Here is a 15,017-nt window from a genome sequence, read left to right on the forward strand (position 1 = left end):
CAGATGTCCCAACGATAGCCCCACGACACCTATGCGCCAGCCCGCCCTGACCACCACCGCCAGTTACCAGGCATTAGCAGCCCACCACGCAGAAACCCGCCAACGCACGTTGCGCGACTTGTTTGCCGCCGACCCGCAGCGTTTCGAGCAATTGTCCACCGGCGCCGCCGGCCTGTTCCTCGACTATTCCAAGAACCGGCTGGACGCCACCACCGTCAAGCTCCTGACGGCCCTGGCCCGCGAGCGGGGCGTGGAGCGCCTGCGCGACGCCATGTTCGCCGGGGAGAAGATCAATATAACCGAACAGCGCGCCGTCCTGCATACCGCGCTGCGTATGCCGCGCGGCAAGGAATTGACGGTCGATGGCCAGGACGTGAATGCCGATGTGCACGCCGTGCTGGACCGCATCCGCGACTTCACGGACCGGGTGCGCAGCGGCGCATGGCTGGGCCACACCGGCAAGCAGATCACGGACGTCGTCAACATCGGCATCGGCGGCTCGGACCTGGGCCCGAAAATGGCATGTTTGGCGCTGCGCTCGTATGCGCACCCGCGCCTGAAAATGCATTTCGTGTCCAACGTCGACGGCCACGACATGGATGCCGCGCTGGCCCAGGTGAATGCCGAAACCACGCTGTTCATCATCGCGTCGAAAACGTTCACGACCGCGGAAACCATGATGAACGCGCACACGGCGCGCAGCTGGTTCCTGCGTAACGGCCGGGAAGACGGCCTGGCCAAACACTTTGTCGCGGTATCGACCAATGCCGACGCGGTGGGTAAATTCGGCATCGACACCGCCAACATGTTCCCGTTCTGGGACTGGGTCGGCGGCCGCTATTCCGTGTGGTCGGCCATCGGCCTGCCGGTGGCGCTGTCGATCGGCTTCGGCTACTTCAGCGATTTCCTGGCCGGCGCCCATGACATGGATGAACACTTCCGCAGCGCGCCGCTGGAAAAGAACTTGCCTGCACTGCTGGCGCTGGTCGGCTTCTGGAACCGCCAGTTCGAAGGCGCCGCCTCGCTGTCGATCGCACCGTACCATCAGGACTTGAACCGCTTCCCCGCGTACTTGCAGCAGCTCGACATGGAAAGCAACGGCAAGCGCATCACCCGCAGCGGCGATCCGGTCGATACGCCGACCTGCCCGGTGGTGTGGGGCGAATGCGGCACCAATGCGCAGCACGCGTACTTCCAGCTGCTGCACCAGGGCACCGACGTGACGCCGATGGACTTCATCGCCGCGCTGCGCCCGACGCACGACCTGGACGGCCACCACGATGCGCTGCTGGCCAATTGCTTCGCGCAATCGGAAGCGTTCATGACCGGCAAGACCGAAGCGGAAGTGCGCGCGGAGCTGGCGGCGCAAGGCGTGCCGGACGCGCAAATCGATGCACTGGCGCCCCATAAAACGTTCCCGGGCAACCGTCCGTCCAACACGATCCTGATGGACGTGCTGAATCCTGCCACGCTGGGTGCGCTGATCGCGCTGTATGAACACAAGACGTTCGTGCAGGGCGCGCTGTGGGACATCAACAGCTTCGACCAGTGGGGCGTGGAACTGGGCAAGGTCCTGGCGAAAGCCATCCAGGCGGAATTGACTGGTGAACCGCAACCGTCCCGCCACGACAGTTCGACGAATGGTTTGATTGAAATGGCGAAAGCCGCGCAGGAGCTGCGGTAATGAGTAACGAGGCATACACGGTCACGGCGGCATGCGATGACGTGATGCAGGTGGGCGAAAGCCCGCTGTGGCACCCGGACCAGCAAACGCTGTACTGGGTCGATATCGACGGCTTCGCCGTGCACAGCCTGCATCCGGCCAGCGGCCGCCACCACAAATGGCCGATGGCCAGCGAACCCTCGGCGCTGGCCATTGGCAGCAACGGCGGCCTGATCGTGGCGCTGCGCGCCGGCATCATGCACCTGAACACGGACAGCGGCGAACTGACCGCGATTGCCGCCGCACCGTACGACACCGCCACCACCCGCTTCAACGACGGCAAGACCGATGCGGCGGGACGCTTCTGGGTCGGCACCATTTACGAGCCGCGCGACAAGCCGGCGGCCGACATGTACGTGCTGGACAAGGGAGAATTACGCCTGGCGTGGCCGACCCACGTGGTCAATTCCAACGGCCTCGCTTTCAGCCCGGACAACACGGTGCTGTACCACGCGGATACCGCCGGCCACAAGGTCACCCGCTATGCGTTCGATGCCGCCGCCGGCGCCATTTCCGCCCCGCAAGTGCTGCACCAGTTCAGCAGCGACAAGAGCGCGCCGGACTACGGTGGCCGCCCGGATGGCGCCGCCGTCGATGCGGATGGCAATTACTGGGTCGCGCTGTTTGAAGGGGGCCGCATCGTCAAGCTGTCGCCGTCCGGCGCATTGCTCGAAGAAATTGCCCTTCCCGCGCGCTGCCCCACCATGGTCACGTTTGGCGGCGACGACTTGACAACGCTGTACATCACGACGGCGGGCAAGCGCCCGGCGGAAGAACTGGCGCGCCTGCCGCTGAGCGGCAAGGTGCTGCAAGTGAAGGCCAATGTGGCAGGCCGCCCCGCCGCCATATACCAGGAGTCCTGACTCCGTAGGGCGGATCGGTTTCATCGAGCCGCCATGCCGGCATCACGTTGCAGCCAAAGCTGGCGGCCACGCAAGCATGGCGGCTTCGCTGCCGCGAAACCGCCCTACGCACTTGACGCCAACGAGGTTGTAGTAAATTTTCTTGATTATTAAGAATTTGTGTAGTAAATTTTCATAAGTAGCACGGTACATCCCGGCACAACTCATTCTCACACATATTATGGCTCTCAACGATTTTGATCTGGTTCTGTTCGGCGGCAGTGGTGACCTGTCGATGCGCAAATTGCTGCCTGCAATGTATTCCCGCGACGTCTGCGGCGACCTGCCGGCGACCGCGCGCATCATTTGCGTGGGCCGCCAGGATTGCGCCCAGGAAGAGTTCATCAACATCGTCAACAGCACATCGCGCCCGCTGATCAAGTCGCCGGCGGTGACGGAGGAAGCTTGGGCCCGCTTCACGGCCCGCATCGTTTACGTGTCGTTGAACGCAACGGACGCATCGACGTACGGCGGCCTGGTCGACGCGCTGCGCAAGGATGACAGCGTGACGCGCGTGTATTACCTGGCGACGCCGCCGCACCTGTTCGCGCAGATTTGCGACAACCTCAAAGAAAACCGCCTGGCCACGAAGAATTCCCGCGTGGTGCTGGAAAAACCGCTGGGCCGCGACCTGGCTTCCGCCAAGCAGATCAATGCCGAAGTGGGCAAGGTGTTCGAAGAATCGCAGATTTACCGGATCGACCACTACCTGGGCAAAGAGACCGTGCAAAACTTGCTGGCCCTGCGCTTCGGCAACATCCTGTTCGAACCGCTGTGGCGCCGCGAATGGATTTCCGACGTGCAGATCACCATCGCGGAAAAACTGGGCGTGGGCAACCGCATCGGCTACTACGACACGTCCGGCGCACTGCGCGACATGCTGCAAAACCACTTGCTGCAATTGCTGTGTATTGTCGCCATGGAACCGCCAACGTCGATCGCACCGGATGCGGTCCGCGATGAAAAATTGCAGGTACTGCGCTCGCTGAAGAAATTCACGTCCGCCACCCTGGCGCAAAACATCGTGCGCGGCCAATACCGCGCCGGCCACGTCGATGGCCAGGCGGTGCCGGGCTACCGCGACGAGCCGGATGCACCGGAACGTTCGCGCACCGAGACTTTCGTCGCAATGAAAGCGGAAATCGATACGTGGCGCTGGGCCGGCGTGCCGTTCTACCTGCGTACCGGCAAGCGCATGGCGGATTCGCTGGCGGAAATCGTCGTGCGCTTCAAGCAAATCCCGCACTCGATCTTCAACCAGCCGACGTCGAGCTTCCAGCCGAACTGCCTGGTGATCCGCTTGCAGCCGGACGAAGGCTTGCGCATGAACCTGATGGCGAAAACCCCGGGCGAAGGCATGCGTTTGAAACCGGCCGAGCTGGAACTGGACTTCCGCGAAACCTTCAAAATGCCGCGCATGGATGCTTACGAGCGCCTGCTGCTGGACGTGCTGCGCGGCCAACTGACCTTGTTCATGCGCGGCGACGAGCTGGAAGCCGCGTGGGAATGGGTGGAACCGATCCTGAACCACTGGGAACAGGATGAATCGCTGCCGACGCCGTACGCATCCGGCACGTGGGGTCCTGCCGCCGCCAGCGCGCTGATCGGCCGCGACGGCCTGCAGTGGCGCGAAGAAGCGCTGCCGGAAGACTAAGAGGTATTGCTGTGCTGCTCGATTCCATCCGAACCCAACTCGATGCGCTGTCCAAGTCCGAGCGCAAGGTCGCGCTCGCCGTGCTGGAAAACCCGGCCAGGATCGTGGACCAGAACATCACGGCGCTGGCGCGCACCGCGCAAGTGTCCGAACCCACGGTGGTGCGGTTTTGCCGCACCCTGGGCTACGATGGCTGGCACGAGTTCAAGCTGAAGCTGGCGCAGGGTTTGGCGCTGGCCCTGCCGGGCCTGAACGAGCAGCCGGCACAGGACGACCTGGCGGCGGACTTGATCAACAAGATTTGCAGCCGGTCGATCAATACGCTGCTCGACTTGCGCAACAACCTGCGCCCGGAAGCGATCCAGAAAGCGCTCGACATTTTGTCGAAAGCCAACAAGATCGAATTCTATGGCCAGGGCACGTCCGGCATCGTGGCGACCGACGCGCAGCACAAGTTTTTCCGTTCCGGCGTGCCGACCGTCGCGTACGCCGACCCCGCCATCCACAGCATTGCCGCCGCGCTGATGCGCGAAGGCGATGCGGTGGTGGCGATTTCCCAGCGGGGCAACAGCCCGGCGCTGGTGCGTTCCGTCAAACTGGCGCGCCGCGGCGGCGCGGAAGTCATCGTGCTGGCGCCGTCCGGCACGCCGCTGGCGGACCTGGCCACCGTACTGATCCCGATCGACCTGATCTTCAATATCGACCCGTACACGCCGATTTCGGCCCGCCTGGCTTACCTCGTCGTCATCGACGTGCTGGCGGTCGGCCTGGCGTTGCAGCGCGGACCGGAATTCCGCAAAAAAATGCAGAATGCCCAGAAAGCGCTGCAGGAATTCGATTTGCAGTTCGATTCCTTTATTGGCTGAATGCGCGGCTGAGTTTTTTTCAGCTCAGTCTGTCACGATTTTCTTCGCCGAACGATATACATAGTAACTGCCATTGCGACCAGCCGGATACGGCGCCGCGTGGCAGCGATATCGATCATCGACGGAGAAGACATCATGCATCCCAACCATCACGCCCCGGAAATGTCCTATGAACCGGGAGAAATAACCGCTTGCAACACATTGCTCGATATGCTGAGCGCTGCCCTGCTGCCCGCCGCCGAACAGGCATTCAGCACGGCCATCCTGCGCCAGAGCGCGGAATCCGGCGCCGAAGCACTGGCCGGCGAAGCGCTGTCCGCATTGCACGGCATCCTGGCTGAACTGCAGGATGAACCCGCGCTCGACACGGAAATGCGGCGCCTGTCCGCCGGACTGGCCAACGCCCTCGCCGGCGCCAATGACGAGCCCGCTTCATGGGAACTGGCCGACACGCGCCTGTGGATCCACGGGCGCGCGATGGACCTCGCGCGCGCCGTCGCCACATTCTGGGTCAACCTGGGCGACACCACCACTGCGCGTCATGCCGCCTGTGCCGCGTTCCTGCCAACGCTGGCAAGGCAGGAACGCGCCACAGGCGGCATGCGCCAGCAATGGGAACTGATCTGTTCGCGTTTCTTCCTGTCCCCGCAACAGGGCGGTTTGCTGCTGGAAATGGTCAGCCAGCAAGCGCTGCAACGCGCCGCGCGCAGGCCGCACGCCATGCCTGCGATGCCCGCAATGGCCGCCGCAGCCGCCAAGCCCGGCATCGCCGCCACCGTGCTGGCCACCGGGTCGCTGCGCTTTACCCATGGCTAGGCGGGCGGGATCAATACTCCATCAGTACGGATTCCACGTGCCCGCCGGGCGGCACCAGGATGCGGAAGTCGCCCGTGCCGCCGGGCCTGCCCACGATGCGGCGCTCCATTAACACGTGATGGTGGTGCCGCTGCCACACGGGGGGCGCAAAGAAGGTCAGCACCTGGAACTGGTGCGGCACGAACCGGCCATCCCTGCAGGCGGCGCGGTCCGCCGCGCGGGGCATTTGCGACAGCGAACCGGCAATCAACTGCAATTGCCCGTCCGTTAACGGCTGCAAATGCTGGCCCTTCGCATAGCGCGGCAACGCGCCCAGTACGGGGAACGGTGCATGCGTATGGCCGCTGAGTACCAGATGCGCCAGTTTGCCCCGCTGGCGGCGGTCAAACGCAATCAATGCATCGGCCACCTCATCGGCATTACGCAGCGCCATGCCAAACGCAGGGCGCTGCGGATAGTGGACTGGATGGTGTACCGCCAGGATACGGAAATCGCGCGTCACCAGGTCGCGATGGAAACCCCGTTCCGTATCGTCGGCCAGCTTTTGCATCTGGTGCACACCCCGTGAACTGGTCCAGTGCGGATCCCGCTCCACGCTGCCGTACGCCCACGTGTTGTACCAGCGGTCATCAATGGCGCTGTTGACACTCGACAGCAGCAGGCGCGAGCGCGTATGGGGAATATCGACGGCTAACGGTCCCTGCGGCCACAACGGCGGGAAGAAACGGCTGCGCAAGGCATTGCGGTGCGCCTCCAGTTCCGCGCGCGGCGCGGCCAGCGGAAAGCGGCACGGCCACGCGTCATGGTTGCCATATAACACCAGCATGCGGGTGGCGCGCACGATGCGGCAATAGTCATCCAGCCACCGCCTGGCCGTATCCAGCGAACCCAGGTCGCCCATTGAACTGAGGTCGCCCGTGTCGAGCAGCCAGCATTCGATGCCGCCAAAATGGCGGTCCGCCGCGAACCAGCGCAGGAAGCGGCACATGCGGTCATGCGCCGACGGATCGTGGCCGGCCAGCCCCTGCTCCCAGGAACTTTCCAGCCAGTCGGCAATCGGATGCGCGCCGGTGCGGCGCAATTGCCGCGCCAGCCGCTGGACGGCCCGCTCGGCCCGCAAGTCCGTCGGTGAACTGCCATCCCGGCAATGCATGTCAGACACATGCACGATGTGCAGGAAGGCCTGGTAATCACGGTAGTTCATCATTGCGCCCCTTAAATGTCTTCGCGCAGCAGGCGCTGCGCATCTTCCCCCAATTCGCGCCGGATTGCTTCCGCCAGGCGCCGCCGCAAGCGGTGCACGCGCTGCCGGTCCCGCGCCGCCATCGCGCCGCGCGGTTTGTCCTCCAGGCCGGCAATGCCCGCCAGCAGCAAGCGGTCTTGCGGATCCGATTGCGCCAGCTCGGCCACGCAAATGCGCAACATGCGCTGGTACAACAGCGCCTGCTTGTGACGCGCATCGGCAGGGTCGGACTGGTCCGCTTCCGTCAAGCCATCCAGGCTGTCCATGCCAAGCGCCCAGCGCTGTGCACCTTTACGGTAAGCATCGGCGGCACGGCGGCGGAACAGCGTGTAAGCCAGCCGCCATATGTCGTCTTGGCCTGTGCCGGCCGGAGTTGTTTCGCGCAGTGACAGGAATTCCCACAGATCGGACACCGTTTGCGCCACCAGGTCGTCCAGCTCCGACTGCAAGGCGGGGAAGCGCACGCGGCCGTAATCACGCAGCGCACGACGCAACCTGTGCAATTGCTCATCGCTCAGCCCGACAGACTCCATGGCATCCCCCCGACAAAGCGCAGGCGCGGCGCCTGGCCAGTCGCTTCGACCGGGGAGTGCGAAAAAAGTTCCGTATCAGCGTTGCGCTTCGATGAAACTTTTTCCGACGAAGGTGCGGCGGGCATTGCCGCGCTCGGTTTGGGAATGCTGCAGGTGGCGCTGTGCTTTCGCCGCATCGGCGCGGCTGCCGGCCAGCGATTCCAGCTTGCCCGCCAGCAGGCGTGCCGCCAGTTGCCGGTTGGCCAGCTGGCTGCGCTGCGATTGCACGCGGACCGACACACCGGTGGCGACGTGCGTGGCGCGCACCGCGCTGGCGGTCTTGTTGACATGCTGGCCGCCAGGGCCGGAGGCATGCATGGTGTCATAGCGGATCTCGCTGTCCGGCAGCGGCGCGGGTGGATCATGCACCGCGCCGCCGATGAACCAGTTCTTGCGCTTGTGGCCGGGACGGTACGGGCTGTCGCATATCCATTGCAGCGTGCCGGACCAGCGCTCCGCCAGTTCACGCGCCGCCACGTTATCTTCGCGGCTGACCAGTCCCAGCAGGAGCGAGCTGTACGTGTCCTGCGCGGGACCGGCCTGCTCTTCCAGTATTTCGACTTTCACCCCGCGCTTGCCGCCTTCTTTTACCAGCGCAGCCAGCGCGTGGCGTACGGCCAGGCAGCATTCCGCCGGGCCGGTATTGGCAGTCAGTTGAAACAGGATCATCAGCAGCACTCCCCGCGTGTCTTGTACGTCAGCACGGGGCGCAGCCGTGCAATCGCACGGGCCAGGCCCGCTCCTTCCAGGCTGTCCAGCACGGTGTCGACATCCTTGTACGCTTGCGGCGCCTCTTCGTAAATCAGCGCCTTGTCGGCGCAGATGACGCGGCCGCCAAATGAGGTGCGCGCCAGTTGCGCCGGCGTCGCCTTGCGTACCAGCCGGTCCTTGCAATCGGTGCGCATCCATTTGCGTCCCGCGCCATGGGCCAGTGATTGCAGGCCGGGATCGCCCTCCCCTGGCAGCGGCTGCACCACGTAGCTCCACGCATCGCGCGAGCCGGGCAACAGCACGGCGCCCTGGCCGGATGGGTTGGCGCCCTTGCGGTGCAGCCATCCTGCTTCGCCATCGATGACGGCGGGCGCGAGGTAGTTATGGTCCGCATCGAGCAACGGCGCCCCTTGCGCGCGCAGGCGCGCCAGCACGCGCAACGCGATCAGGCGCCGGTTCACATGCGCATAGGTGAGCGCGGCAGCGTGCTGCGCCAGATAAGCCAGCGCTTCGGGCGAGCCGTCGGCAAGCCCCGCATGGTTGTGCTGCTCCACGTGGCGGCGCAACACGATCTGGCCCAGCCCGCGCGAGCCGCTGTGCACGGCAAGGTGCAGGGACTTGGGGCGCAGCCCCAGCGCCGCTGCCGCGTCGCCATCGGCCACGTGGTCAACCGCCTGCAGTTCCACAAAGTGGTTGCCCAGGCCGATCGTGCCCAGCGACGCCATGCCGGAAGGCGGTAAATCCGCTGCCGCCAATTGCTGCGACAACGCGGCCAGGTCAGGCTCCAGCGCGGCGTCCAGCGTGCACAACCGCGCCAGTTCGGTATCGTCGGGCGGATCGTCGAGATTGCCCAGTTGCTTGTCGAGCTTGTCCAGGCTGGCCTTGCCGGCGGCAATGCCGGTATGCCAGAGCGCGACGCCGCAGCCGATATCGCCGCCGCACAGCGCGGGATACAGCCGTCCGGCTGAAAAGAATGCCGCGCCGACCGGATAGCCGCGCCCCGGGTGCAAGTCAGGTAAGCCTGCCACGCGGCGCATGCCGGGCAGCAGGGACGTGGTTTTTAATTGCTGTATGGCCGAGTCTTCGAGCCACAGGTGATCCGACGCCACGACAGTCGCGCGGTCGGATACGGTACGGATGTAATTGCCCATTCCGGAATTCCATAACGGAGATTGCGAAAAACGGGCACTGGATGGCGCGGCGCATTAACGCCGGCACGGATCGCGCGCGAGGCGCTTGCTCAGTTGCTTAGCAGGCGGCGGCTTGCGCGCGGAGATCCAGGCCCATCGAGGAAGTTTTTTGGCGTGCGAAAATCATGTTGAACTCCTTTCCTGGTTGGCACTGATTGATAAAGGACAAACACATTAACGAATGCGCAACGGAATGGCAAGCGTTTTTTTCTGCCGTGTTATTCAGGCAAGTCCGTGGCGGCCCACACGGCAATGTGCTTGGTGCCCCCTTCATGAAACATGATGCGGGGCGGCGGCAGGTTGAATGGGGCGGCGGTCAGGTCCAGCGCCTGCCAGCCGCCGTTGCGGATCGCGCCATTGCGGCCGGTCGCGTGGGTGGTGGTGATCAGGTAGCGCGCACCACTCTGGCGGAAGCGCTTCAGCGTCATCATGACGGCTTCCAGCGGCAAATGCGTCAGGACGTCGCGGCACAGGATGGCGTCGCTGCGCGGCAAGGTGGCGGTCACGATATCGGCCTCGGAGAAGAAGCAATTGGACTGTTCCTTCATCCGTTCCCGTACATCGGCCACCAGTTCCGGAACGATGTCGAAGCCCAGGTACAGCCGCAATGCCGGCGCCAGCTCGCGGGTCCAGTTCATATCGCCGCAACCGGCATCGGCCACGATTTCCACGCCGAGGAACTTCAGCGTGGCGGGCAGCCATTTGCGCAGCCCCACGGTCGCGGACAGCGCCGAGCCGGAGCCGGAACGGGTTTCATCGCAATTCCAGAAATTGTCGCGCCAGATGCGCACGAACATGTCCTTGCGCGCCGTGCATTGCGCCGGCTGGTCCGGCGCCAGTTCGGGCTTCAGCAGCAGCGCGCCGCGAAACGTGCGGACGCCGAAGTTCAGGCCGGAAAAGGCTTCGTATTCAGCCAATGAACGCGCCGTGCCCAGCCCATAGCGTTCGATGTCGACCAGGTCCTCGTCGCGGACCGGATCGATGCCCAGCATGTAGCGGATGCGTTTGCGCGCGTGCTGGTTCAGCTTGTCCCAGTCGGTCTGGTCTTTCCAGTGGCGGGGACGTTCCGGGCGCTGTCCGTAATCGTGGAACGCCACCACGGCGTTCGGCACAAAGATGTCCCAGCCGCTGGTCCACATGCGCACGGCCATCGTGATTTCTTCCCCTTCGAAATACACATACGGGTCGTATGGCACTTCGTCGACGATGCGTCCCGCCGCGAAAATCAGCCCTGCACCAATAAAGGCATTCTTGCGCGGCAAGGGCGGCGCGTCCTTCATGCTGGCCATTTCAGAGCGCTGCACCAGCACGCCGAAGTCGTCGAACCATTTGGGATAAATCGTAACGACGCCTTCGTCGCCGTACGTATCGGGTGGCGTGAAAGTCAGCGGGTAAGTGGACAGCACCGGCTTGGGGCTGTCGCATTGGGCCAGCATCCCGATCAGCAGTTCGTCCCAGCCTTGCACGAAGCGCATGTGGCTGTCGACCTGCATGAAATAATCCTCGCCCTGCCACAGCGACTGCACCTTGCTGCGCGCCCAGCAGGCGCCCTTGCTTTCGGAGGCATGGACGCGGATGGTGCGCACCTGTTCCGGCCGCGTCTCCACGACGAAGCAATCGTCATCCTCCTTCGGTACGAATTGCCAGCAGATCCCGATAAACACCCGCTCCGGCCTGGCCGCCTTTTCAAACAGGTCCCGCACCGTGTTCTGGCAATCGGGATCCCGGTAGCTGGCAATGGAGACAAATATCGTCGGGTGCAAATCGGCCTCTTTTTAAATTACCACTGCAACTTGTCGATGTGGTCGGCATGCGTCTGGTGGATGTCCGTGTGCGACGAAGCATGGTGATCGTCTGCCGGCACATGGCCATCGACAATCTTCTGCCCATCGATTTCCTCGGTCCACGCGCCGCCCTGCACCGCACCCTGCTCATGGCTGAAGTCCATCTCGATCACATCGGCCCAGTTGCCGCTGGCGCCGCCGGCAACCCCGGCTCCACCCTGCACGTCGCCGAAGTGGAACATATCGGTCGTGGCATCATGCTGCAGACTGTCGTGGCCTGTCAACGATGCACTGTTATCGTGCGCACTGAGGCTGTCCGTATGGTTGCCGTCCACGGACAGTCCCTTGATGTGGGACGCATCCGTATCGCCGGTCGTGCTGGCGTGGTTGTTGCCCGTGTCGTCGCTTGCAGCCTTGGTCGTGGTGCTGGACTCGTTGGCTTCCTGTACGCGGTAGCCGGATTTGGTCTTGCCGCCGCCGGTTCCGCCACCGTTGCCATTGCCATTGCCATTGCCGTTGTTACCGTTGCCATTATTGCCGTTGCTGTTTCCGCTGTTGCCCGGAGCAGTGGTCGGCTCTGGCGTCGACGTTGGCGCGGCGGTCGGTGCTGCCGTCGGCGCGACGGTTGGCGCCACCGTTGGAGCGGACGTCGCCGCGGGCGCGCTCGTCGCGGCATTTTCGGCGTTGTTATGGCTGCCGGAATTACCCGGTGCGCTCTGGTCGCCGTTGCCGTGGCCATTGTTGGCTTGCGAACCGTGTCCATTGCCATTGCCGTTATTGCCGGTTTCCGGCGCCGTGGTTGGGGCCTGCGTCGGCGCATGGGTTGGCGCTTCGGTTGGTGCAACCGTTGGCGCCTGCGTTTGCACGGGTTCCGTGGTCACCGCATTCTCGGCGTTGTTATGAGCACCGGAATTGCCTGGCGCAGTCTGGTCGCCGTTGCCATGGCCATTGTTCGCGTTCGAACCGCCGCCGTTGCCGCTGTTGCCCGATGCGCTGGTCGGCTCAGGCGTTGCAGTTGGCGCCGGCGTGGTCGTGATCGCGTTTTCAGCATTGTTATTGCTGCCGGAATTACCCGGAGCAGTCTGGTCACCGTTGCCGTGGCCATTATTGGCGTTCGAACCGCCGCCGTTGCCATTGCCGCCGTTGCCCGATGCGCTGGTTGGCGATGGCGTTGCGGTTGGCGCCGATGTCGTGGTCGGCGCAGGCGTCGTGGTTACTGCGTTCTCAGCATTGTTATTGCCGCCCGAATTTCCCGGGGCAGTCTGGTCACCGTTGCCGTGGCCATTGTTGGCGTTCGAACCGCCGCCGTTGCCATTGCCGCCGTTGCCCGATGCGCTGGTTGGCGATGGCGTTACGGTTGGCGCCGGCGTCGTGGTTGGTGCCGGCGTGGTCGTAACCGCGTTTTCAGCATTGTTATTGCTGCCGGAATTGCCCGGGGCAGTCTGGTCACCGTTGCCGTGGCCATTGTTGGCGTTCGAACCGCCGCCGTTGCCCGATGCGCTGGTTGGCGATGGCGTTACGGTTGGCGCCGACGTCGTGGTTGGTGCCGGCGTGGTCGTAACCGCGTTTTCAGCATTGTTATTGCTGCCGGAATTGCCCGGGGCAGTCTGGTCACCGTTGCCGTGGCCATTGTTGGCGTTCGAGCCGCCGCCGTTGCCGTTGTTACCCGATGCGCTGGTTGGCGATGGCGTCACGGTTGGTTCGGACGTCGTAGTCGGAGAAGGCGTCGGCGTCGGAGCAGACGTGCCGCCACCGGCATTTTCAGCGTTGTTATGACCGCCGGAATTACCTGGGGCAGTCTGGTCGCCATTGCCAAAGCCGTTGTTGGCGTTCGAGCCTCCACCGTTGCCATTACCGTTATTGCCGGAGTCGCTGGTCGGCGACGGCGTTGGAGTTGGCTCGGACGTCGTGGTCGGCGCTGGTGCTGTCGGCGCTGGTTCGGTTGTAGCTGGCTCCGTCGTTGCAGGCGCTGTCGTGGCTGGTTCAGTCGTTGCCGGTTCCGTCGTGGCTGGTTCCGTCGTGGCCGGTGCAGTCGTCGCAGGCTCGGTTGTCGCAGGCGCGGTCGTGGCTGGCTCCGTCGTAGCTGGCGCAGTCGTCGCAGGCTCGGTCGTGGCTGGCTCAGTCGTTGCCGGTTCCGTCGTCGCCGGCGCGGTTGTAGCAGGCTCCGTGGTCGCCGGTGCAGTCGTCGCAGGCTCGGTTGTCGCAGGCGCTGTCGTGGCTGGTTCAGTCGTTGCTGGCGCAGTCGTGGCAGGTTCCGTGGCTGCCGGTGCAGTCGTCGCAGGCTCAGTTGTCGCAGGCGCAGTCGTAGCTGGTTCCGTCGTTGCTGGCGCTGTCGTGGCTGGCTCGGTGGTCGCTGGCTCGGTCGTCGCCGGTTCAGTCGTCGCCGGCGCAGTTGTAGCCGGCTCCGTCGTAGCTGGCTCGGTCGTGGCTGGTTCAGTCGTGGCTGGTTCAGTCGTAGCTGGCTCAGTTGTCGCAGGCGCAGTCGTCGCAGGCTCGGTCGTGGCAGGCTCAGTCGTTGCCGGTTCCGTGGTCGCCGGCTCGGTTGTAGCCGGCTCCGTCGTTGCGGGCGCTGTCGTGGCTGGTTCAGTCGTAGCTGGCGCAGTCGTAGCGGGCTCAGTCGTCGCCGGCTCGGTTGTAGCCGGTTCAGTCGTTGCCGGTTCAGTCGTGGCTGGTTCAGTCGTAGCCGGCTCCGTCGTTGCAGGCGCAGTCGTTGCCGGCTCAGTCGTTGCCGGCTCGGTCGTTGCCGGCTCGGTCGTGGCTGGTTCTGTCGTTGCTGGCTCAGTCGTTGCTGGCTCGGTCGTGGCTGGTTCTGTCGTTGCCGGTTCAGTCGTAGCCGGTTCAGTCGTAGCCGGTTCAGTCGTAGCCGGTTCCGTCGTCGCAGGTTCGGTCGTGGCCGGCTCAGTCGTTGATGGCTCAGTCGTTGCTGGCTCCGTCGTGGCTGGCTCGGTCGTGGCTGGCGCAGTCGTAGCCGGTTCGGTCGTAGCTGGCTCAGTCGTTGCCGGCTCGGTTGTCGCCGGTTCCGTCGTCGCAGGCTCAGTCGTAGCCGGTTCAGTCGTAGCCGGTTCCGTCGTCGCAGGTTCGGTCGTGGCCGGTTCGGTTGTAGCCGGTTCAGTCGTCGCTGGTTCGCTCGTGGCCGGCTCAGTCGTTGCTGGTTCAGTCGTAGCTGGCGCGGTCGTGGCTGGTTCCGTCGTAGCTGGCTCAGTCGTCGCTGGCTCGGTCGTGGCTGGTTCTGTCGTTGCTGGTTCAGTCGTCGCTGGTTCGGTCGTGGCCGGCTCGGTCGTTGCTGGCTCGGTCGTTGCCGGTTCAGTCGTGGCTGGTTCAGTCGTTGCCGGCTCAGTCGTTGCTGGCTCGGTCGTGGCTGGTTCTGTCGTTGCTGGCTCAGTCGTAGCCGGTTCAGTCGTAGCCGGTTCAGTCGTCGCTGGTTCGGTCGTGGCCGGCTCAGTCGTTGCTGGCTCGGTCGTTGCAGGCTCGGTCGTGGCTGGTTCAGTCGTTGCCGGCTCGGTTGTCGCCGGTTCCGTCGTCGCAGGCTCAGTCGTAGCCGGTTCAGTCGTAGCCG

At 64.3% G+C, this 15,017-nt stretch carries 13 protein-coding genes; 7 read left to right on the forward strand and 6 right to left on the reverse strand.

What is annotated here, in order from left to right:
• The first annotated feature begins 31 nt into the window (after positions 1–31).
• From pgi to GJ700_RS30445, 5 genes are all read left to right on the forward strand, one after another.
• A complete protein-coding gene (gene pgi / locus GJ700_RS30425; RefSeq protein ID WP_154381159.1) occupies positions 32–1,684 on the forward strand; it encodes a glucose-6-phosphate isomerase in 1,653 nt (550 codons plus the stop codon).
• Positions 1,684–2,586, forward strand: coding sequence for an SMP-30/gluconolactonase/LRE family protein (locus GJ700_RS30430; protein ID WP_229507331.1), 903 nt, complete (start codon positions 1,684–1,686; stop codon positions 2,584–2,586). The genes pgi and GJ700_RS30430 overlap by 1 nt, the downstream gene beginning before the upstream one ends.
• A gap of 220 nt (positions 2,587–2,806) precedes the next feature.
• On the forward strand, positions 2,807–4,279 hold the full coding sequence (zwf, locus tag GJ700_RS30435) for a glucose-6-phosphate dehydrogenase (RefSeq protein WP_154381161.1): 1,473 nt from the start codon (positions 2,807–2,809) through the stop codon (positions 4,277–4,279).
• Between the two features lie 11 nt (positions 4,280–4,290).
• Entirely contained in the window at positions 4,291–5,145 is an 855-nt protein-coding gene (locus GJ700_RS30440) for an SIS domain-containing protein (RefSeq protein ID WP_371868205.1), read from the forward strand.
• A 135-nt stretch (positions 5,146–5,280) separates the two neighbouring features.
• Positions 5,281–5,961 carry a hypothetical protein gene (locus tag GJ700_RS30445; protein ID WP_154381163.1) on the forward strand — a complete coding sequence of 227 codons (681 nt, stop codon included), beginning with the start codon at positions 5,281–5,283 and terminating at the stop codon, positions 5,959–5,961.
• 10 nt (positions 5,962–5,971) lie between these two features.
• On the opposite strand, the gene GJ700_RS30450 is transcribed toward GJ700_RS30445, so the two are convergent.
• The 6 genes from GJ700_RS30450 to GJ700_RS36345 all read right to left on the reverse strand — a co-directional run bounded on the left by GJ700_RS30450 (position 5,972) and on the right by GJ700_RS36345 (position 12,342).
• Positions 5,972–7,168: a metallophosphoesterase family protein gene (locus tag GJ700_RS30450; RefSeq protein ID WP_154381165.1), complete on the reverse strand. Its 1,197-nt coding sequence runs from the start codon at positions 7,166–7,168 to the stop codon at positions 5,972–5,974.
• An 8-nt stretch (positions 7,169–7,176) separates the two neighbouring features.
• Positions 7,177–7,737, reverse strand: a complete 561-nt coding sequence (locus tag GJ700_RS30455; protein ID WP_154381167.1) for a hypothetical protein — start codon at positions 7,735–7,737, stop codon at positions 7,177–7,179.
• Positions 7,738–7,812: 75 nt separating this feature from the next.
• On the reverse strand, positions 7,813–8,445 hold the full coding sequence (prfH, locus tag GJ700_RS30460) for a peptide chain release factor H (RefSeq protein ID WP_154381169.1): 633 nt from the start codon (positions 8,443–8,445) through the stop codon (positions 7,813–7,815).
• Positions 8,445–9,638: an RNA ligase RtcB family protein gene (locus GJ700_RS30465; protein ID WP_154381171.1), complete on the reverse strand. Its 1,194-nt coding sequence runs from the start codon at positions 9,636–9,638 to the stop codon at positions 8,445–8,447. Before GJ700_RS30465 ends, prfH begins: the two co-directional genes overlap by 1 nt.
• Positions 9,639–9,895: 257 nt before the next feature.
• Complete coding sequence (locus GJ700_RS30470; protein WP_154381173.1) at positions 9,896–11,440, reverse strand: GlcNAc-transferase family protein; 1,545 nt, start codon at positions 11,438–11,440, stop codon at positions 9,896–9,898.
• 17 nt (positions 11,441–11,457) lie between these two features.
• A complete protein-coding gene (locus GJ700_RS36345) occupies positions 11,458–12,342 on the reverse strand; it encodes a hypothetical protein (RefSeq protein WP_154381175.1) in 885 nt (294 codons plus the stop codon).
• 151 nt (positions 12,343–12,493) lie between these two features.
• On the opposite strand from GJ700_RS36345, the gene GJ700_RS36350 reads away from it, so the two are divergent.
• Positions 12,494–13,237 (forward strand): DapH/DapD/GlmU-related protein, encoded by a 744-nt coding sequence (locus GJ700_RS36350; RefSeq protein ID WP_371868208.1) that lies wholly within the window; start codon positions 12,494–12,496, stop codon positions 13,235–13,237.
• Positions 13,238–13,570: 333 nt separating this feature from the next.
• Positions 13,571–15,017, forward strand: a 1,447-nt coding sequence (locus tag GJ700_RS30485) for a hypothetical protein (protein ID WP_195764056.1), incomplete at its 3' end; no start/stop codon positions are given.

The organism is Pseudoduganella rivuli (assembly GCF_009674485.1).
Taxonomy (GTDB): domain Bacteria; phylum Pseudomonadota; class Gammaproteobacteria; order Burkholderiales; family Burkholderiaceae_D; genus Rugamonas; species Rugamonas rivuli_B.